The 21,072-nt window shown below is 65.8% G+C and carries 10 protein-coding genes and 1 tRNA gene; 9 read left to right on the top strand and 2 right to left on the bottom strand.

Annotated elements, in window-relative coordinates:
• The first annotated feature begins 113 nt into the window (after positions 1-113).
• Entirely contained in the window at positions 114-9,593 is a 9,480-nt protein-coding gene (locus tag CSQ87_RS09280) for a type I polyketide synthase (protein ID WP_100513599.1), read from the top strand.
• A 249-nt stretch (positions 9,594-9,842) separates the two neighbouring features.
• Here CSQ87_RS09280 and CSQ87_RS11045 read toward each other — a convergent pair whose 3' ends face one another.
• Positions 9,843-10,385, bottom strand: coding sequence for a hypothetical protein (locus CSQ87_RS11045; RefSeq protein ID WP_207761135.1), 543 nt, complete (start codon positions 10,383-10,385; stop codon positions 9,843-9,845).
• 604 nt (positions 10,386-10,989) lie between these two features.
• Here CSQ87_RS11045 and CSQ87_RS09270 point away from each other — a divergent pair.
• The 3 genes from CSQ87_RS09270 to CSQ87_RS09260 all read left to right on the top strand — a co-directional run bounded on the left by CSQ87_RS09270 (position 10,990) and on the right by CSQ87_RS09260 (position 14,206).
• Positions 10,990-11,457, top strand: a complete 468-nt coding sequence (locus CSQ87_RS09270) for a holo-ACP synthase (protein WP_100513597.1) — start codon at positions 10,990-10,992, stop codon at positions 11,455-11,457.
• A gap of 604 nt (positions 11,458-12,061) precedes the next feature.
• Complete coding sequence (locus tag CSQ87_RS09265) at positions 12,062-13,810, top strand: sodium:solute symporter family protein (protein ID WP_100513596.1); 1,749 nt, start codon at positions 12,062-12,064, stop codon at positions 13,808-13,810.
• Between the two features lie 45 nt (positions 13,811-13,855).
• Positions 13,856-14,206 (top strand): hypothetical protein, encoded by a 351-nt coding sequence (locus tag CSQ87_RS09260; protein WP_100513595.1) that lies wholly within the window; start codon positions 13,856-13,858, stop codon positions 14,204-14,206.
• A 156-nt stretch (positions 14,207-14,362) separates the two neighbouring features.
• On the opposite strand, the gene CSQ87_RS09255 is transcribed toward CSQ87_RS09260, so the two are convergent.
• Positions 14,363-15,601: a MalY/PatB family protein gene (locus CSQ87_RS09255; RefSeq protein ID WP_243388906.1), complete on the bottom strand. Its 1,239-nt coding sequence runs from the start codon at positions 15,599-15,601 to the stop codon at positions 14,363-14,365.
• Positions 15,602-15,903: 302 nt separating this feature from the next.
• Here CSQ87_RS09255 and CSQ87_RS09250 point away from each other — a divergent pair.
• The 5 genes from CSQ87_RS09250 to CSQ87_RS09230 all read left to right on the top strand — a co-directional run.
• Positions 15,904-15,977: transfer RNA gene (locus CSQ87_RS09250), tRNA-Gly, on the top strand.
• Between the two features lie 139 nt (positions 15,978-16,116).
• A complete protein-coding gene (locus CSQ87_RS09245) occupies positions 16,117-16,872 on the top strand; it encodes a hypothetical protein (RefSeq protein ID WP_133122386.1) in 756 nt (251 codons plus the stop codon).
• 134 nt (positions 16,873-17,006) lie between these two features.
• Positions 17,007-17,276, top strand: a complete 270-nt coding sequence (rpsO, locus tag CSQ87_RS09240) for a 30S ribosomal protein S15 (RefSeq protein WP_100513592.1) — start codon at positions 17,007-17,009, stop codon at positions 17,274-17,276.
• Between the two features lie 236 nt (positions 17,277-17,512).
• Entirely contained in the window at positions 17,513-20,245 is a 2,733-nt protein-coding gene (locus tag CSQ87_RS09235) for a polyribonucleotide nucleotidyltransferase (protein ID WP_100513591.1), read from the top strand.
• A gap of 528 nt (positions 20,246-20,773) precedes the next feature.
• A partial coding sequence (locus CSQ87_RS09230; protein ID WP_207761134.1) for a hypothetical protein occupies positions 20,774-21,072 on the top strand: 299 nt, incomplete at its 3' end.

Raw genomic sequence — 21,072 nt, 5'->3', positions numbered from 1 at the left:
GACGGGCGGAGGCTTCGTTTGAGGCCCCTCATCCGACCGGCGAAGCCGGCCACCTTCCCCCGGCGGGGGAAGGCAACAACAGAAGACTTAACCAAATAACAGCAAGGAACATCATGACAGACACTTTCTTCCTGAATCGTCTCGCCGGCCAGCCGCACGCCCTGGCGTTCGCCGGGCAGTCCACGCCGTGGCCGGTGGCGCTGGCCGATCAGATCGCCAACCCCGATCTCGACCGGGCGCTGCGCGACCACATGGCCGCCGCCCACCGCATCCTCACGCCGGTGGCCGCCACGCTGCTCGCCACCACGGGCCGTCCGGTCGACCTGTTCGGCTTCGAGCCGAATCCGGCGCGTCTCGGCGCCGCGGCCGACGCCCCCGCCTCCGTGCCCGGCATCGCCCTGAGCCAGCTGGGTGCCATCCTCGACGCCGAGGCGCTCGGCTACGACGTTGCCAAGGCGAAGCCGGTCGCCGTGCTCGGCCATTCGCAGGGCATCCTCGCCGTGCACATGGTGCAGGCCATCGAACAGGCCGGTTCCGTCGAAGGCGCGCGCGAGGCCATCGACGAGATCCTCGCCATCGCCGAGCTGATCGGCGTGGCCGGCACCCGTCAGGCCCGCCAGCTGGGCCTCGCCCCCCGCTCCGGCGACGCCACCCCGATGCTGAGCGTGAAGGACGCCACCCGTGCCCAGGTCGATGCGCTGATCGCCCGCGTGACCAACACCCGCGGCCCGATCGCCGTGGCCGTCACCAACTCCGGCACCCACACCGTGCTGTCCGGATACCCGGAGGACCTCGCCTCCTTCGCCCTCGAAGTGGCCAAGGAGCACAAGAAGCAGGCGCAGCTGCGTGAGGAGAAGGTGCGCGGCGGTCGCGTGTTCGACCCCACGCTCGAATACCTCGACGTCACCCTGCCGTTCCACAGCCCGCTGATGGCCGACGCGGTCGAGCAGGCCGTCGAATGGGCCGCCGAATGCGATCTCGACGCCGAACACGCCCGTCTGCTCGCCGCCGAAGTGCTGCTCAACCATGTGGACTGGGCGTCCCGCGTGCGTGAGGCGCTCGAAACCACCGATCCGGCCGAACTGTGGGTGCTGGACTTCGGCCCCGGCACCACCGTCGGCAAGCTGCTCGGCACCGTGGCGCAGGGCACCGGCGTCGGCGTGGTCGACGCCTCCACCGTCGCCGCCCGCACGGCACTCTCCACGCTGGATGGCGAGCCGGAGCGCACCCAGAACTGGACCCGCTTCCTGCCGCAGGTGGTGCACACCCCGGCCGGCGACAAGGTCCGCACCAAGTTCACCGAGCTCACCGGCAAGGCCCCGGTGCTGCTCGCCGGCATGACCCCCACCACCGTGGAGCCCGAGATCGTGGCCGCCGCGGCCAACGCCGGCTACTGGGCCGAGCTCGCCGGCGGCGGACAGGTGACCGCCGAGGTCTTCAACCGTCACGTCGCCAGCCTCGAGGAGGAGCTCGAGGAGGGGCGCACGGTGGAGTTCAACGCCATGTTCATGGACCGCTACCTGTGGAACCTCCAGTTCGGCTCCACCCGCATCGTGCCGAAGAAGCGTCAGTCCGGCACGCCGATCGACGGCGTGGTCGTCTCCGCCGGCATCCCCGAGCTCGACGAGGCCGTGGAACTCATCCACTCCCTGAACGCCGATGGCTTCCCCTACGTGTGCTTCAAGCCCGGCACCGTCGACCAGATCCGACAGGTGGTGCGCATCACCAAGGCCGTGGCCCCCGTGAAGATCATCATCGAGGTCGAGGGCGGCGCGGCCGGCGGCCACCACAGCTGGGAGTCGCTCGACGATCTGCTGATCAGCACCTACGCCGAGGTGCGCGAGCAGACCAATCTGGTGCTCGTCGTCGGCGGCGGCATCGGCACACCCGATCGCGGCGCCGACTACATCTCTGGCCAGTGGGCCCGCGAATACGATCTGCCGGTCATGCCGGTCGACGGCGTGCTCGTCGGCACCGCGGCCATGACCGCCAAGGAGGCGCACACCAGCCCCGACGTCAAGCGCATGCTGGTCGAAACCCCCGGCATCGATCCGAAGGCCAAGAACGACGATCCGTTCGCCCCGCTGGGCGAGCAGTGGGTGCCGTCCGGCGTGGCCGTCGGCGGCGTGACCAGCGGTCTGAGCCACCTGCACGCCGACATCTACGAGCTGGAGAACTCCTCCGCTCAGTGCGGCCGTCTGCTCGTCCGCGTGATGAAGCACCCCGAGGAGCTGGATGCCCGCCGCGACGAGATCATCGCGGCGCTGAACAAGACCGCCAAGCCGTACTTCGGCGACCTGGCCTCCATGACCTACCTTGATTGGGCGAAGCGCTTCGCCGATCTGAGCTTCCCGTGGGCCGACGAGACCTACGCCGACCGGTTCCTGCACCTGCTGCAGCGCATCGAGGCCCGCGTAAGCGATCAGGATTCCGGCGAGATCGCCTCGCTGTTCGCCTCCCGCGCCGACGTGGAGGCCGATCCGGCCGCCGCGATCGCCAGGCTGGCCGAAGCCTACCCGCAGGCCGGCGAGATCACAGTGGTGCCCGCCGACGTGGCATGGTTCCCCGTGCTCGTGCGCGAATACCCCAAGCCCATGCCGTTCGTGCCGGTGATCGACAACGATCTGCTGCGCTGGTGGGGCCAGGATCAGCTGTGGCAGTCGGAGGATCCGCGCTACTCCGCCGACTCCGTGCGCACCATCCCCGGCCCGATCTCCGTGGCCGGCATCACCACCGTCGACGAGCCGATCGCCGACATCCTCGGCCGTTTCGAAACCGCGATGGTCGAGCGCGCCGGCGAGATCGCCTCCACTTCCTCGGCTTCCCTGCCGCAGACCGAGGCCTTCTCCACGCTCGGCGACTCCGCCACCGCCGAGGAGTTCATCCGCAAGTCCCCGAACATCTCCTGGGTCGGCCATCTCATGGCCAACCCCGCCTACGGCACCGAAACCGGCGACCGGTACTACGAGATCCGCAAGGTGGGCGACGCGGACGGCGTCGAGCAGTTCGACCTCGACATCCACCTCGACACCTACTGGGACAACGATCCCGACGGCGGCGCCTCCAAGCACGCCGTGCGCGACATCGTGATCCCGCTCAACGTCAACGGCACCGAATCCGGACTGTTCCCGGTGGTGGACCGCGACCGTCTGCCCGAACACGTCTACCGCATGCTCGCCGACACGGCCGGCATCGGCAACACCGCGATCACCGGCGACAAGCTCACCGCCATGCCCGAGATCGTCGCCTCCGACGACGCCGACCGTCCGTTCGGCGAGGCCCACACCGGCTACACGCTCTCCGCCAACCTCGGCTTCGACCATGAGGCCGCCACCGGCGGCGCCCTGCCGCTGAACCTCGCACCCAGCCGCATCGCCCCCGACGCGCTGGTCGGCCCCGCCTGGCCCGCCATCTACGCGGCCCTCGGCTCCGTGTACGTCAACGGCTTCCCGGTGATCGAAGGCCTGCTCAACGCGGTCCACCTCGACCATCTCATCGAACTCGAGGTCACCGAGGACGAACTGCTCAGGCACACCGGCGAGCGCATCTCGCTCACCAGCTGGGCCGAGGACTACTTCGAATCCGCCTCCGGCCGCGTGGTCACCATCCATGTGACCCACGCCGCCGCCGACGGCACCGTGCTCGCCAACGAGACCGAGCGTTTCGCGATCCGCGGCCGCGCCTACTCCGACGCCCTGCCGCCCGAGGCCCCCGACTACGGCGGCCTCGACGCCGACACCTCCGACACCCCGCGTCGTCTGCTGCGTCGCGTGAAGGTCAAGGCCCCGCACGAGATGACCGCGTTCGCCCGCACCTCCGGCGACTTCAACCCGATCCACACGTCCCGTCGTGGCGCGGCCGTCTCCGGTCTCGCCGCCCCGCTCGTGCACGGCATGTGGCTGTCCGCCACAGCCCAGCACGCCGTGCAGGCCACCGACGACGCCGGCGCCCACTATGAGATCGCCGGCTGGACGTACAACATGTACGGCATGGTGCAGCTCGACGACGAGGTGGAGATCTCCGTCGAACGCGTGGGCAAGGTCAACCACGGCGGCATGGTGCTTGAGGTTACCAGCCGCATCGACGGTCAGATCGTCTCCCGCGGCACCGCCGTGGTGCGCGCCCCCAAGGCCGCGTTCGTCTACCCCGGCCAGGGCATCCAGAAGCAGGGCATGGTGCTCGACGAGCGCGCCCAGTCGCCGGCCGCCCGCGACGTGTGGGAGCGGGCCGACAGGCTCACCCGCGCCAAGCTCGGGTTCTCGATCCTCGCCGTCGTGCGCGACAACCCGAAGGAGCTCACCGCCAACGGCGTGACCTACCGTCACCCCGACGGCCTGCTCAACCTCACGCAGTTCACGCAGGTGGCGCTCGCCACCGTGGCGTTCGCCCAGACCGCCCGTCTGCGCGAAACCGGCAGCGACATCTGGCCCGCCTACTTCGCCGGCCATTCGCTCGGCGAGTACAACGCCCTGTCCGCGTTCGCCAACGTGATCCCGCTGGAGACCGTGCTGGAGCTGGTGTTCCACCGCGGTTCGACCATGCACCACCTGATCCCGCGCGACGCGCAGGGCCGCTCCAACTACCGCATGGGGGCTCTCCGCCCGAACCAGTTCGGCGTGGACGACGCCCATGTGAAGGACTACGTGGAGTCGGTGGCCGAGAAGAGCGGCGAGTTCCTGCAGATCGTGAACTACAACCTCGCCGGCCAGCAGTACGCCATTGCCGGCACGATCGCCGGTCTCAAGGCCCTGAAGGCCGACGCCGCCAGGCGCGTGGCCGAATACGGCGGCAAGCCGGCGTTCATGCTCGTGCCCGGCATCGACGTGCCGTTCCACTCCACGCTGCTCAGGAAGGGCGTGCCGGAGTTCCGCGACAAGCTCGACGCCCTGCTGCCCAAGTACATCGACTACCGTGGGCGTCTGGTCGGCCGCTACATTCCGAACCTCGTGGCCGTGCCGTTCGAGATGACCAAGGAGTTCGCGGCGAAGATCCTCGAGGTCGTGCCCTCCGAGCGCATCAAGGCCGCGCTGGACGACGACGCCGTGTGGGCGTCGTACGCCGCGGACGATCAGAAGCTCGGCCGTCTGCTGCTGACCGAACTGCTCTCCTGGCAGTTCGCCTCCCCGGTGCGCTGGATCGAAACCCAGGCGCTGCTCTTCGGCAGCGAGACCAAGGGCGGACTCGGCGTGGAGGAGTACGTGGAGGTCGGTCTCGGCAACGCGCCGACGCTGGCCAACCTCGGCTCCAAGACCCTGCGTCTGCCGGAGTTCTCCCGCCGCAAGGTCACCGTGTACAACGTGGGCCGCGACGCCGCCCGCGTCTACGAGACCGATTCCGATTCGCTGGTGCCCGAGGAGGAGCCGGTGGAGGCCCCGTCCGCTGCCACCGCTCCGGCTCCGGCCGCTGCGGCTCCGGCTACTGCGCCTGCTGCCGCGACTGAGGGTGGTCAAACCGCCGCCGCTCCCGCCGCCCCCGCCGCCGGTTCCGCGGTCGCCGAACTCGGCTCCGCCCCCGCCGGCCCGGTGGACGATCTGCCGTTCAAGGCCTCCGACGCCATCGGCGTGCTCATGGCCTACTCCACCAAGGTGCGTCTCGATCAGATCGGCGCCTCCGACACCACCGACACCCTGACCAACGGTGTCTCCTCCCGCCGCAACCAGCTGCTCATGGACATCAGCTCCGAGCTGGGCGTGGCCAGCGTGGACGGCGCCGCCGAGGCCACGCTGCCGCAGCTCGCGCAGATCGTGAACAAGGCCGCCCCGAACTACAAGCCGTTCGGCCCGGTGCTCTCCGACGCGATCCGCGACCGTCTGCGCTCGCTGTTCGGCGCGGCCGGCGTCAAGCCCTCGCACATCCGTGAACGCGTGACCGGCGTGTGGCAGCTCGGCGAAGGCTGGGTGGCCGCCGTCACCGCGGCCCTGCTGCTCGACACCCGTGAGGGCGCCAGCTCCCGCGGCGACGATCTGGCCAAGCTGCCCACCGGTGCCGTGGCCAACGCGGCCGCCGCCGACAAGCTCATCGACGATGCGGTGGCGCTGGTCGGCCAGACCAAGGGTGTGGCCGTCTCCAAGCCGAGCGCCGGTGGCGCGGCCGGCGGTGCCGTGGTCGATTCCGCGGCCCTCGACGCCTTCGCCGAGAAGGTGACCGGCGCCAACGGCGTGCTCGCCTCCACCGCACGGTTCGTGCTGAACGAGCTGGGCGTCACCGCTCCGGCGGCCGAGCCGGGCGACGACGAGAACGCGGCCGTGGTGGCCACCGTCGAGGCCGAGCTCGGCTCCGACTGGCCCAAGCAGGTGGAGCCGCGCTTCGACGCGAACAAGGCCATCCTGTTCGACGACCGCTGGGCCTCCGCCCGCGAGGATCTCGCCCGCGCGTTCTACGACGGCGACGCCTCCGCGCTCGACGGTTCGTTCCGCGGTCTGGGCAAGGCCGTCGCCGACGAAGCCAAGTGGTTCGCCGCCAAGGCGGATGCTGCATCCGATGGTGACGCTGTGTCGCTCCCGCTGGCGGGAGCTGGCGAGCGTAGCGAGACTGAGGGTGGTCAAACGAAGCTTGCCGCCGCCTTCGCCCGCATCGCCGAGGAGGCCGTCGAAACGGCCGCCGACGATGCCGCCGCATCCCGCTTCGCCGGGGACGTGGCCGTGGTCACCGGCGTGGCCCCGAACTCCATCGCCGCGCAGGTGGTCAACGGACTGCTCGCCGGCGGCGCGACCGTGATCGCCACTTCGCACAGCTTCCGCCAAAGCGTCAAGGCGTGGGCCAAGCAGACCTACCGCGAGCACGCGACCGGCGACGCGAAGCTGTGGCTCGTGCCCGCGAACCTGTCCAGCTACCGTGACGTCGACGCACTGGTCGACTGGGTCGGTCATGTGCAGAAGAAGGTCAACGGCGCCACCACCACGATCCTCAAGCCGGCCTACGAGCCGAGCCTGTTCTTCCCGTTCGCGGCCCCGCCGGTCCACGGCACGCTGGCCGATTCGGGCGAACTGTTCGAATCCCAGGCCCGTCTGATGCTGTGGGGCGTGGAGCGTGCGATCGCCGGTCTGTCGAAGATCGGCGCCGACACCGACGTGCAGCACCGTCTGCATGTGATCCTTCCCGGCTCGCCCAACCGCGGCATCTTCGGCGGCGACGGCGCGTACGGCGAGGTCAAGAGCGCCTTCGACGCGATCGTCAAGCGCGCCCACGCCGAAACCGTCTGGTCGGATCGCGTCACCTTCGCCCACCCGAAGATCGGCTGGGTGCGCGGCACCGGACTCATGGGCGGCAACGATCCGCTGGTCGAGGTCGTCGAGAAGCACGGACTGAAGACCTACTCCACCGAGGAGATTTCGGTGAAGCTGCTGGATCTCGCCACCGCGGACGCGCGTGCCAAGGCCGCGATCGCCCCGCTCGACGTGGACCTGACCGGCGGGCTCGGCGGTCAGCCGCTCGACATCAAGGCCCTGCGTGCCGAGGCGGCGCGCGATGCCGAGGCCAAGGCTGCGGCCGAGGCCGAGACCGAGCAGGCGGCAGCCGGCGCGGCGAAGTCCGCGACTGAGGGTGGTCGAGCTGCCACTCAGACCATCAAGGCCCTGCCCACCCCGCACGTCCCGCATCAGGCCCCGGTCGATCTCGACGACTGGAAGACCGTCACCGCCCGTCCCGAGGACGAGATCGTGATCGTCTCCGTCGGCGAGCTGGGTCCGTGGGGATCCGGCCGTACCCGCTTCGAGGCCGAGCTGGGCATCCACTCCGACGGCGAGGTCGATCTCTCCGCCGGCGCGGTGCTGGAACTCGCCTGGAACATGGGTCTGCTCGAATGGCAGGACAGCCCGAAGCCCGGCTGGTATGACGTCGACGGCAACCTCGTGCCCGAGGAGGAGATCGCCGAACGGTACCATGACGAGGTCGTGGCCCGCTCCGGCATCCGTCCGTTCGAGGAGGGCATGGGCTCCGACTACAAGGACGGTGCCGACGAGGAGGAGGCCGAGGTCTACCTCGATCACGACGTGAGCTTCTCCGTGCCCACCGAGGACATCGCGAAGGAGTACGTGAAGCTCGACGAGGCCCACACCTCCATCGCGCCCGACGAGGAGTCCGGCGAATGGACCGTCACCCGCCACGCCGGATCGATGGTGCGCGTGCCTCGCCGCGCCACCATGACCCGCACGGTCGGCGGCCAGTTCCCGAAGGGCTTCGACCCGACCCGCTGGGGCATCCCCGCCTCGATGGTCGGCGACGTGGATGAGATCGCGCTGTGGAACATCGTCACCACCGTGGACGCCTACCTCTCCGCCGGCTTCACGCCCACCGAGATCCTGCAGTCCATCCACCCGTCGCTGGTCGCCTCCACGCAGGGCACCGGCTTCGGCGGCATGGCCTCGATGCGCAAGCTGTACCTCGACCGCTTCCTCAACCACGAGATCCCGACCGACATCCTGCAGGAGGCCCTGCCGAACGTGGTCGCGGCCCATGTGATGCAGTCGTACATCGGCGGCTACGGCAACATGATCCAGCCGGTCTCCGCCTGCGCCACCGCCGCGGTGTCGCTGGAGGAGGGCGCCGACAAGATCGCCCTCGGCAAGGCCGACTTCGTGGTCACCGGCGCGATCGACGACATCGGCGTGGAATCGGTGATCGGCTTCGGCAACATGAACGCCACCGCCAACTCCGAGGAGATGTACGGCAAGGGCATCGACGCACGGTTCTTCAGCCGTGCGAACGACCGTCGCCGCGGCGGCTTCCTCGAATCCCAGGGTGGCGGCACGATCCTGCTCACGCGCGGCGACATCGCGCTGAAGCTCGGTCTGCCGGTTGCCGGCGTGGTCGGCTTCATCCACAGCTACGCGGACGGCGCGCACACGTCGATCCCGGCCCCGGGCCTCGGCGCCCTGGCCGCCGGACTCGGCGGACGCGACTCCAAGCTCGTGCATGATCTCGCGGCGCTGGGCGTCACGCCGGACGACATCGCCGTGGTCTCCAAGCACGACACCTCCACCAACGCCAACGACCCGAACGAGTCGGAGCTGCACAACACGCTGGCCCACGCCATCGGCCGCACCGACGGCAACCCGCTGTTCGTGATCTCGCAGAAGACGCTCACCGGCCACGCCAAGGGCGGTGCCTGCATCTTCCAGGTGAACGGACTCACGCAGCTGTTCAACTCCGGCGTGATCCCGGCCAACGCCTCGCTCGACTGCGTCGACCCGAAGCTGCGCCGCGACGACCACATGGTGTGGCTGCGCTCGCCGCTGCATGTGGGCCGCGTCAAGGCGGGTCTGGCCACGTCGCTGGGCTTCGGCCACGTCTCGGGATTCGCCGCGATCGTGAACCCCGGCGCCTTCGAGGCCGCCGTGGCGCACACCGCGGGTGAGGACGCGCTTGCCGAGTGGCGCGAGCGGGCCAACGCCCGTCTGGCTGCTGGCCAGCGTCGTCTCGAGGAGGGCATGATGGGCCGCGCCCCGCTGTACGAGCCGATCGACAACCGTCGATTCCGCGAGGACGGCACGAAGCTCGCCGCCGGCGGCCGCTACAACGGCCACGAGGTCGAGAAGGCCATGCTGCTGAATCCGGACGCTCGCCTCGGCAAGTCCGGCTACTTCGAGGCGTGACCTCTCGCCGGGGTCGCGTCCGGATTCCGTGCGCGGCCTTGGCGGCCGCTCCCTTCGCCTACGGACAGTCCACTGGACTGTCCGCTTGACGGCTCAGCTGGACGCTCGCCTCGGCGCCTCCGGCTACTTCGAGGCCTAGCGCTCACCGGCGCTTACCGGCGCTCACTTGGGCCGCGTCCGCATCCCGACGCGGCCCAAGTGAGTCCGTTAACTTCCGGCTTCTTATCCATGCTGTGGCGGGACTCCCTATTACAGCGCTTCAACCCGCGGCGTTTCCCGGTCGTCAACGATGAATGACCCGTCATTGATGACCGAGAGGCGTTTGTTGAGTTGCTGTAAGAGGTGAAGCATCCGTGGTTTGTCTGATTTCTCCTTCTCTTCGTTGAACCAGCATGCCTGCCCATGTGAATCAATCTCGTAGTACGAGGTGTACAGGTCGCTGATTTCCTTGTTGATTCTGCGTACTTCCAGATCCGTATCGACGATGGTGTTGCCCGTCAGTGGCTCGCCGGTCTCATAGTCGGAAATCCAGATGGGTCCCTGAAGATAATCCAGTTGGATACGAATATCATCGGTCATTGGAATACCTTTCCATGAGTTTTCGTGCCACACGCTCATGAATCCTCCGGTTTGTTCATTCTGTGCCACAATATCGTGACATGGAGCGCCAAAAATCAACATGATCTGATCCCCTGCCAATCCATTGGTCGCGGAACTGCATTCGGTGCGGAAAATCACATTCCGTGATTGTCGAAAACGTTGGAATGACAACAAACGCTGATTCTGGGCCATGGCGGTCGCTGTCACGGAACGGCAGAAACCGTTGATCTGTCATCCCGTGACAGGTTGCGTTACCGGGCGCACGTTACCGGGTATGGGTTGCGTTACCGGGTATGGGACAGGTTACAGGGTGTGCCCATCCCCTGTAACCGCCTGCTAAAAACGTTGATTTTGCAACGATTCTGCGAGCGTGTTACAGGGTATGCCCATACCCTGTAACCGGGGCCGTACCCGGTGACGTGCTACCCGCGCCCTGTCGCATGTAACCCGCGCTTGGTGACGTCACTCACGCCCGGTCATGCGATCCGTGCCCTGTTAGGTATGCGTTGCGTTACTGGGTATGGGGTCGCGCTCAGGCATGGGTTGATGTTGTCGGGTATGGGGTCGCGCTATCAGGTATACGTTGGCAGGTATACGTTGGGTTACGAGGTATGTTCATGCCCTGTAACCGGGCTCATACCCGGTAACGTTTGGAAGCACCCGGTGACGGATATGATTCATTTCCCGCCTCCCCCTTGAGGGAAGGCGGGCGGCGAATGCCGGTCGGATGAGGTGACGGGCGAAACCCTGCCGGATACTGGGCAGGGAGGCAAGGCAAGCACAGGGAGGAGCCGCAATGACCGTTCTCGGATTGGGACATGACGTGGTGGACGTCGCCGCGTTCGCCGAACAGCTGGCCGAGCCCGGCTCCCGCATGCGCCGGCTGTTCTCGCCGCGCGAGCTGCGGCAGGCCTCCTTGCGCGCGCAGACCAAGCACGACGACGAATCCGCGCATCTCGCCGCGCGATGGGCCGGCAAGGAGGCCGTGCTCAAGGCGTGGAGCGAAGCGCTCGCCGACCGCCCGAACCCTTATACGATCGACGACTTCCCGTGGAGCGGCATCGAGATCCTCGACGATTCCCGCGGCCGCCCCCATGTCACGCTTCGATCCGACGCCGACGTGCGTCTGATCGAATCACTCGGCGTTGATCGTCCCGATCCCTCCGATCATGCCGTCCGTACCGATCGTCCCGCCCTGATCTGGCATATCTCCCTCTCCCATGACGGTCCCGTCGCCTCCGCAGTGGCCCTGCTGACGGACTGACCTGCCAGGTCCCAGTCCCCGCCACCGCCCCAGTCTGCGCACTGACCCAACCTGCTGGCGGCCTGACCTGCTGACGGTCAGTGCCCTCACATGGGCCGCCCGGCCCGCGTGAGGAATGCACGGTCCAAATCCGCCATTGGATCGAACGCGGCAAACTCACCCGTCCCGTGTGAGGCATGCACGGTCGGACGTCTGCGCGCGTGGTCGAAAGCCATCTGTGCTCTCGACCGAATCGCACAGATTCGGTCCGTATGTTGAATCGATCGAAAATGTGAGGAATCATACGTTTCTCCGCCGCGATCGTGTGCGAAATCACGGTCTCGGGCAATCGTCCGGTGGGCGAACGGCGAAATATGTTAACCGGTTACATGGTCGGAAAACCGCGATAATCAATAATCATGACGGGCATCATCTCGGTCTCCCCGAACCGCACATGGTAAAGCGTAAAACACCCCATTTTGTTAAGAAATCTGTTTCATACTGTTGTCTTTTTGTTTGACTTTCGCGCGATATCGCACAACAATGGGAGCCGTTCATACGGACCGGTGCTGGTCCGTCCCCGGCGCAGTCGCCGGACGAACGTTTGGAAGGAAGGAAGGACAGTATGATCACGAATGCTGTCGGAGAGTCTGCGATCCGCCTGTCGCTGAGTTGGGTGGACTGGCTGATTCTCGTCATTTATTTCGCCATGATCGTGTGGATCGGCTACACCATCCACAAGCAGCAGAAGTCGAGTGAGGACTTCCTGCTGGCCGGTCGTTCGATGCCTGCATGGATCGCAGGCCTCGCATTCTGCGCCGCCAACCTGGGCGCCACCGAGATCCTCGGCATGGCCGCCAACGGTGCGCAGATCGGTATGCCGACCATCCACTACTACCTGATCGGCGCAGTGCCCGGCATGGTGTTCCTCGGCATCTTCATGATGCCGTTCTACTACGGCTCCGGCGTACGCTCGGTTCCTGAGTTCATGTACCGCCGCTTCGGCAAGGGCGCCCACCTGATCGTCTCCCTGTGCTTCGCGGTCTCCACCATTCTTCAGGCCGGCATCAACCTGTACGCCATGGCCCTGATCCTTCAGGCCATGCTGGGTTGGAACCAGTGGACGGCCATCATCATCTCCGCCATCTTCGTGCTCGCCTACATCACGCTGGGTGGCCTGACCTCCGCCATCTACAACGAGGTCATGCAGTTCTTCGTCATCGTCGCGGCCCTGATCCCGGTCACCGTGATCGGTCTGCATCAGGTCGGCGGCTGGAGCGGCCTGACCGCCAAGCTCACCAGCATGCAGGACTGGTCCGGTAGCATCCACGCCTGGGCCGGCACCGGACTGGGCAACGTCACCAACCCGGTCGGCGGCGACTGGTTCTCCATCCTCATGGGCCTCGGCTTCGTGCTCGGCTTCGGCTACTGGACCACCAACTTCACCGAGGTGCAACGCGCCTTCGCGGCCAAGTCCATGACCGCCGCCCGCATGACGCCTATCCTCGGTGCCATCCCGAAGATGCTGATCTGGATCATCATCATCATCCCGGGTCTGGTCGCGGCCGCCACCGTCGGCAACCTGTTCGCCGGCGACCACCCGGTCCTGCAGTACAACGAGGCCATTCCGTACCTGTTCAAGATGTATCTGCCCAACGGCGTGCTCGGCGTCGCCATCACCGGCATGATGGCCTCCTTCATGGCCGGCATGGCCGCGAACGTCTCCTCGTTCAACACCGTGTTCACCTACGATATCTGGCAGGACTACGTCAAGCCCGGTCAGAACGACAAGTACTACCTGAACATGGGCCGCCTGATCACCGTGATCGGCGTGATCATCTCCGTGGCCACCGCATGGATCGCCAGCCAGTTCGGCAACATCATGACGTACCTGCAAACGCTGTTCAGCTTCTTCAACGCCCCGCTGTTCGCCATCTTCATCCTCGGCCTGGTGTGGAAGCGCGTGAGCAACGTGGCCGGCACCATCGGCTACGTGTGCGGCATCGTCGCCCCGCTGATCACCTACATCGCCTACCTGAACTCCGTGGCCGCCGGCGCCCCGATCTTCGGATCCGCCACCGCCGAGACCTGGTACGGCGCCATCATCTCCTGCCTGGCCACCTGGATCGTGGCGGCGATCATCACGCCGTTCACCAAGGGCAAGACCGACGCCGAGCTCGAGGGCCTCACCTTCGCCAACGGCGGCATGAAGTACTTCCAGGCCGCCAAGGACGAGGAGCTCGAGGACGCCAAGCGTGCGGCCAAGGGCGTCAAGGACACCGCGCTGGTCAAGGTTCCTTGGTACCGCAAGCCCGCCATCCTCGGCACCGTGATCTTCATCCTCGGCCTCGTGTTCTACATCCCGTTCTTCTAAACCTCGGTTTGAGTATCGATTCCATCGATTGATAAGGAGTTTGAAATGGCAGAAGATACTAAGTCCGGCACCGCCGGCAAGGGCCTGCTGACTCAGGCCGAAAAGGATCAGGCCGTCAAGGCCGCCCGCCGCAATGATCTGCGACTGCTGATCGGCGTGCTGTTCGTGATCTACGGCGTGATCGTCACGCTCGTGGGCATCGTCGATCCGGCGGCCGACGTGGCCAAGACCGGTGGCATCGCCATCAACCTGTGGACCGGCATCATCATGCTGATCGTCGGCGTGCTGTTCCTCGTGTGGAACTTCGCCCGTCCGCTCGCGGCAGAGGACATCATCGCCTCCGCCGAGGCGTCCGCGGCCAAGGCCCAGGTGCAGCACGAAGGCAGCAAGAAGTGAGACGTCGCTTCTGATCCGCTGACCGGCCACCTGACGGTTCGGCTGACCGGCCGAATACCGGCACAAAAACCCCGAAATCCGCGATTCGCGGTGCCAAAAGGTCGTTATTCCACCAAATTTCGACCATAAGGCACCATGAATCGCGGATTTCGGCATTTATGCGAAGACGTATTGGCTGAGGCGGCGCATGGCCTCCTCGACGCGCTCCCGCGGCAGCGCCAGATTCACGCGCACCGCGCACGGATGCTGGAACAGCCGCCCGTCCTGCCACGCCACGCCCACGTTCCAGGCGCGCTTCTCCAGCTCGTCGATGGTCTCGCCGTGCCGCTCGCACCATTCGGTGCAGTCGAGGAACAGCATGTACGTGCCCTGCGGTCGGCTCACCGCCACGCCGTCGAAATGCTTGCGAATGTAGTCGACCGCATAGTTCACGTTGCCGGTGAGCACATGGCGCAGCTCATCGAGCCATTCATGGCCCTCGGGCCGGTAGGCGCCGACCAGCGCATGCATCGACAGCACGTTCATCGCGTTGTAATGGGTCTTCTCGCTTACCGAGACCAGCCGGTCGCGCAGGTAGGGGTTGTAGACGATGTGGTAGCTGCCGACCAGACCGGCCAGATTGAACGTCTTGCTCGGCGCGTAGAAGGCGATGGTCCGGTTGCGCGCGTCGTCGCTCACCGACTGGGTGGGAATGTGACGGTACCCGTCGAGGATGATGTCGGACCAGATCTCGTCGGCGATCACCACGCAGTCGTTGGACCGGTACACCTCCATCGCCCGCTCGATCTCCCAACGTTCCCACACGCGGCCGCAGGGGTTGTGCGGCGAGCAGAACACGGCCACATGGATGTGGTTCTCCTTGATCTTGCGGTCCATGTCGTCGAAGTCCATGCGCCAGGTGCCTTCGTCATCCCGTTTGAGCGGGCTGTGCACGATCCGATAGCCGTTGCCGCCGATCGATTCGGTGAACCCGACGTAGGTGGGGGAGTGCAGCAGCACCGCGTCACCGGGGGTGGCGAACGCCTTCAGCGCGCTGACCACGCCGCCCAGCACGCCGTTCTCGTAGCCGATGTGCTCGGCGGTGAGGCCGGTCACTCCGTTGCGCGACGACTGCCAGTCGATGATCGCGCGGTAGTACTCCTCGCTCGGCTCGAAGTAGCCGAACAGCGGGTGTTTCGCGCGTTCGATGATCGCGGACTGGATCGTGGGCACCGTGGCGAAGTTCATGTCCGCCACCCACATGGGGATCATGTCGAAGCCCGGTTCCGGCGGATCGGGGGCGATCGGCATGTGTCCCAGACCGTCGACGGCCAGGGCGTCCTTGCCGTGCCGATCGATGACCGAGGTGAAGTCGTAGGTGGCCGACGTGTGATCTGACACTGTGTGATCTGACACTGTGCGTTCCGCCGCCGAATCTGCGGCTGCTGTGCCGGCTGATGAGTCGATAGTCATGAAACCCTCCTTGATACTGCATTGGAGAATAATACGGATAGTGTATCGGGCGTGATCGGATGGTCGGATGGCCTGCCGGATGGTCGGATGGCCTGCCGGACGGTCGGGTGGCCGGACTGTTTGCCGGTCGGGTGGTCTGTCGGTCGGGTGGTCTGCCGATGGCCCGTCGGGTGCCCGACGCGGGTGATTTTGCAAAATCGGCGGGGTATGTCATAATCGTGACTCGGAAGTTTTGCGCTTCCGACGCGGATGTAGCTCAATGGTAGAGCCTCAGTCTTCCAAACTGATTACGCGGGTTCGATTCCCGTCATCCGCTCCACCCAGACCCCGGCCAAGACCGGGGTTTTGCATATCCGCCGGTATCTGCCGATCCGATCGATATGCGTATGCGCAATATTCGTCGTTGCCGGTCCTGCGCAGTGGGGACGGCCGGTGACCGGACCGGGGAGGATTCCCAGATGACGTCTCAGCGTACTGATCAGCCTGACATCGAGAAATCCGCGCAATCCGTAAAATCGCAATCCGTGGAATCCGGAAAATCCGTGGAATCCGAGAAGCCCATACAGTCCGTGCCCGAGGTCAAGGGGCCGGAGGGGCGTCTGGTGCCGGCCACCGATCCGCGGGAATCCCATCCGCGCGAACCCTCGCTGGCCGAGACGGAACGCCGTCGCTGGAACAAGACGTCGTGGGCGGTGTTCATCGCCGCGCTGTTCGTGGTGATGATCGTGCCGTACTGGGGCGGTCGCGTGCTGGCGCTGAACGAGACGGAGTCGGTGATCTCGCTGGTCCGTCCGATCGACCCGCACGGCATGGCGCTGATCTCGTGGACGGTGACCGTGGTGCTGGCCACGTCGCTCGCCATGGCGCTGATGGAGGCGCGCAAGGTCTACTGGCGCGTGCTGTTCCTCGTCGCCTTCGCGCTCGAGCAGCTGATCTGCGGCGTCGGTCTGCTGCGGCTGAACTTCTGGAACTCCACGTACGTGGTGTATGGCGATGCGGCCTCGCCGATCAACGCCTCGAACATCGGCGTGATCGGTGCCGCGGTGGGCGTGGCCGTGTTCGCGGTCCTGTATGTGGGGCTGCTCGTGTGCATCCGCAAGGACTCGCCGCTCAACATCCTCACGCGTAGCTGGTCGGCGCTCACGCTGTTCTTCGTCATCGAGATCATTGCGCTGCTCGTCGTGGAGTTCAGCGGGCTGTCGACGCTGGTGTAGGGGCGGCGCCCCCCGCGCGCCGACGTCCAACCCGTGTGTATAATACTGTTTTGGCGTAAATCGCCCGCGGATAGAGAGCGCTTCGGCCAATGGGGTCGGGGCACCGCGCAACAAATCGAACACAAGGAGGAGCTGTGGCTCTGAGCAACGCTGAAAAGCAGGCAATCATCAACGAGTACGCGACGCACGAGGGCGACACCGGTTCCCCCGAGGTGCAGGTGGCTCTGCTGTCCAAGCGCATTTCCGATCTGACTGCTCACCTCAAGGAGCACAAGCACGATCACCACTCCCGTCGTGGCATGCAGCTCATGATCGGTGACCGTCGTCGTCTTCTGGATTACCTCAAGCGCGTGGACATCAACCGTTACCGCTCCCTGATCGAGCGTCTCGGCCTGCGCCGATAGCCAATACTTCCGCCCGGGCACCTACAATGGTGTTCGGGCGTTTTGCATATCGCCGTCCGACGGCAACAAGAAGATGGACCAGGAGGGTGGCCGCGAGGTGCGGCCGGAGATAAGGGTCCGACGAACGGTTGACACGAGGAACGCGGCCAAGGGGTCGCGAAAACGGGAAATGTGAAGCACGTCCGCTGAAGAGGACACCGATAGTAGGTAGAAACACAAAAACAAAGGAGGAACCCTTGGAGGGTCCCGAAATCAAGGCCGTAGAGGCCGTTATCGATAATGGTTCGTTTGGCAAGCGCACGCTGCGCTTCGAGACCGGCCGTCTCGCCCAGCAGGCTGACGGCGCCGTCGCCGCCTATCTTGACGATGATTCCATGGTGCTGAGCACCACCACCGCCGGCTCCAGCCCGAAGGAGAACTACGACTTCTTCCCGCTGACCGTCGACGTGGAGGAGAAGATGTACGCCGCGGGCAAGATCCCGGGCTCCTTCTTCCGCCGCGAGGGCCGTCCGAGCTCCGAGGCCATCTTGGCCTGCCGCATCATCGACCGCCCGCTGCGCCCGCTGTTCCCGCACACGCTGCGCAACGAGGTGCAGGTCGTGGAGACCATCCTTTCCATCAACCCCGACGACGCCTACGACGTCATCGCCCTGAACGCCGCCAGCGCCTCCACGCTGATCTCCGGTCTGCCGTTCTCCGGCCCGGTCTCCGGCGTGCGTCTGGCCCTGATCGACGGCCAGTGGGTCGCCTTCCCGCGCTGGAGCGAGCGCGAGCGCGCCGTGTTCGAGATCGTGGTCGCCGGCCGCGTCGTCGAGAACGGTGACGTCGCCATCGCCATGATCGAGGCCGGCGCCGGCAAGAACGCCTGGACCCTCATCTACGACGAGGGCCAGATCAAGCCCGACGAGACCGTCGTGGCCCAGGGTCTGGAAGCCGCCAAGCCGTTCATCAAGGTGATCTGCGAGGCCCAGAACGAGCTCAAGGCCAAGGCTGCCAAGGAAACCCGCGAGTTCCAGCTCTTCCCCGAGTACACCGACGCCCTGTACAACCGCATCGACGAGATCGCCCACGGTGACCTCGACGAGGCCCTGTCCATCGCCGAGAAGCTGCCGCGTCAGGACCGCATCGCCGAGATCAAGCAGAAGGTGAAGGACACCCTCGCCGGCGAGTTCACCGACATGGACGACGCCGAGAAGGACAAGGAGATCGGCAACGCGTTCAAGGAGCTGCAGCGTCAGATCGTGCGCCGCCGCATCCTCACCCAGGACTACCGCATCGACGGCCGTGGCCTGCGCGACATCCGCACCCTGTCCGCCGAAGTGGACATCGTGCCCCGCGTGCACGGCTCCGCCCTGTTCCAGCGCGGCGAGACCCAGATCCTGGGCGTCACCACGCTGAACATGCTCAAGATGGAGCAGCAGATCGACGCGCTGTCCGGTCCGAGCACCAAGCGCTACATGCACAACTACGAGATGCCGCCGTACTCCACCGGCGAGACCGGCCGCGTCGGCTCCCCGAAGCGCCGCGAGATCGGCCACGGCGCCCTCGCCGAGAAGGCCATCGTGCCGGTGCTGCCCAGCCGCGAGGAGTTCCCCTACGCCATCCGTCAGGTCTCCGAGGCCATCGGATCCAACGGCTCCACCTCCATGGGCTCCGTGTGCGCCTCCACCCTGTCGCTGCTTGCCGCCGGCGTGCCGCTGAAGGCTCCGGTCGCGGGCATCGCCATGGGTCTGGTCTCCGGCGACGTGGACGGCCAGCACATCTACAAGACGCTCACCGACATCCTGGGCGCCGAGGACGCGTTCGGCGACATGGACTTCAAGGTGGCCGGCACCGCCGAGTTCATCACCGCCCTGCAGCTCGACACCAAGCTCGACGGCATCCCCGCCGACATCCTGGCCGCCGCCCTGCAGCAGGCCCACGAGGCCCGCACCACGATCCTCGAGCTCATCAACGAGTGCATCGACGGTCCGGCCGAGATGAGCGAGTACGCTCCGCGCATCATCACCACCACCGTTCCGGTCGAGAAGATCGGCGAGGTCATCGGCCCGAAGGGCAAGATGATCAACCAGATCCAGGAGGACACCGGCGCCGAGATCGCCATCGAGGATGACGGTACCGTGTTCATCTCCTCCGAGGGTGGCGAGGCCGCCGAGAAGGCCAAGCAGATCATCGACCAGATCGCCAACCCGCACGTTCCCGAGGCGGGCGAGAAGTACAACGGCAAGGTCGTGAAGACCACGTCGTTCGGCGCGTTCGTGAACCTCACCCCCGGCACCGACGGCCTGCTGCACATCAGCCAGATCCGCAACCTCACCAACGGTGAGCGCATCGACGCCGTGGAGGACGTGCTCAAGGAAGGCGACACCGTCGAGGTGGTCGTGCAGGGCGTGGACGACCGCGGCAAGATCTCGCTGGCCATCCCCGGCTTCGAGGATCAGGAGTCCGGCGCCGGTCGCGGTGGCGACCGTGGTGGCCGTGGCCGTGGCGATCGCGATGACCGCCGTGGTGGCCGTGACCGCGATGATCGTGGATACCGTGGTGGCCGTGGTCGCCGCGACGATCGCGATGACCGCCGTGACCACGATGACCGTCCGCGTCGCCGTCGCCGTTACGACGACGATGATCGCGACGACTACCGTGGCGGCCGTGACGACCGCGACTACGATCGCGACGACCGTCGTTCCAGCCGTGACGATCGCGATTACGATCGTGATGATCGTGACCGTCGTGATCGTGATGACCGTCCGCGTCGTCGTTCCAGCCGTGACGACCGTGACTACGATCGTGATGATCGTGACCGTCGTGATCGTGATGATCGCCCGCGCCGCCGTGGTGGCCGCGACGACCGCAACCCGCGTTACGCCGTGGATGACTCCTACGATGAGTACCGCGCCGACCGCGAGGAGCGTTCCGAGCGTCCGCGCCGCCGCATCCGTCGCGACTTTGATCCCTTCGACGAGGACTGATCGTCCCCGTAGTCTCGGTCAGTTGATCGTTATCTGATCTTGCCTTCCCCTGTGAGGGGAAGGTGGCCGGCTTTGCCGGTCGGATGAGGTGCAGAATAAGAGCGATCGAGGGGTACGGAGCCTAACTCAAGGCTCCCTCGACACTAAGGCTTCCGCCAGTGATCGCAACTGGCGGAAGCCTTTTCGTATTTCGGGCGCATGTGCTGTTGTCAGGGCATGGGCGCGGTTGCGCGATGTGGGTGTGGTTACACGGTATGGTGTTGAGACATGTCGAGTGGTCGCGACCCGCTTCTGAAACGTTTTAGACTTGACAAGTTTTGTGAAACGTTCCAGAATAGAGATGTTTTCCGAATGGGGTCGCAATGAAGGGCCCTTGCAGGGGGAATGCAGTCATCTAGGAAAAGAAAACGGAGTTGTGAGGCTTTGACTTTCGTGACCTTCGTTTCTGGAACGTTTTAGGACCATTCTGAAACGTTTCAGAAATGCGGGGTCGAGAAATGAAGCCTCACAACTCGATGGGAGGATGCAATGACGCAGCACACGACGGCGGAAACGCCGGATATAACGGCCATCGAGGCGAAGAACCGCATCGATGAGCGGCTCGGGTACCCGAATCCGCAGCGGGTGCGCAAGACGTGGATCGATCTCAACGGCCAGTGGGACTTCTATATTCCACCGGCATCACAGTCCGCAGCGGACAACGCGGCGGACAATGCTGAGACCGAAGCGGCGGGAGGGGCCGAAGCGGCGGGGGAGTCGGGCACGGTCGCAGCCGCCGCATCGCCCGCCGCCGCATCGCCCGCCGATCCCACCAAGTCCCCAACCTG

This window comes from Bifidobacterium simiarum, from assembly GCF_002802905.1.
GTDB lineage: Bacteria > Actinomycetota > Actinomycetes > Actinomycetales > Bifidobacteriaceae > Galliscardovia > Galliscardovia simiarum.
Note: the sequence above shows the minus strand (reverse complement) of the source record. Positions and strands in the feature narration are given on the sequence as shown.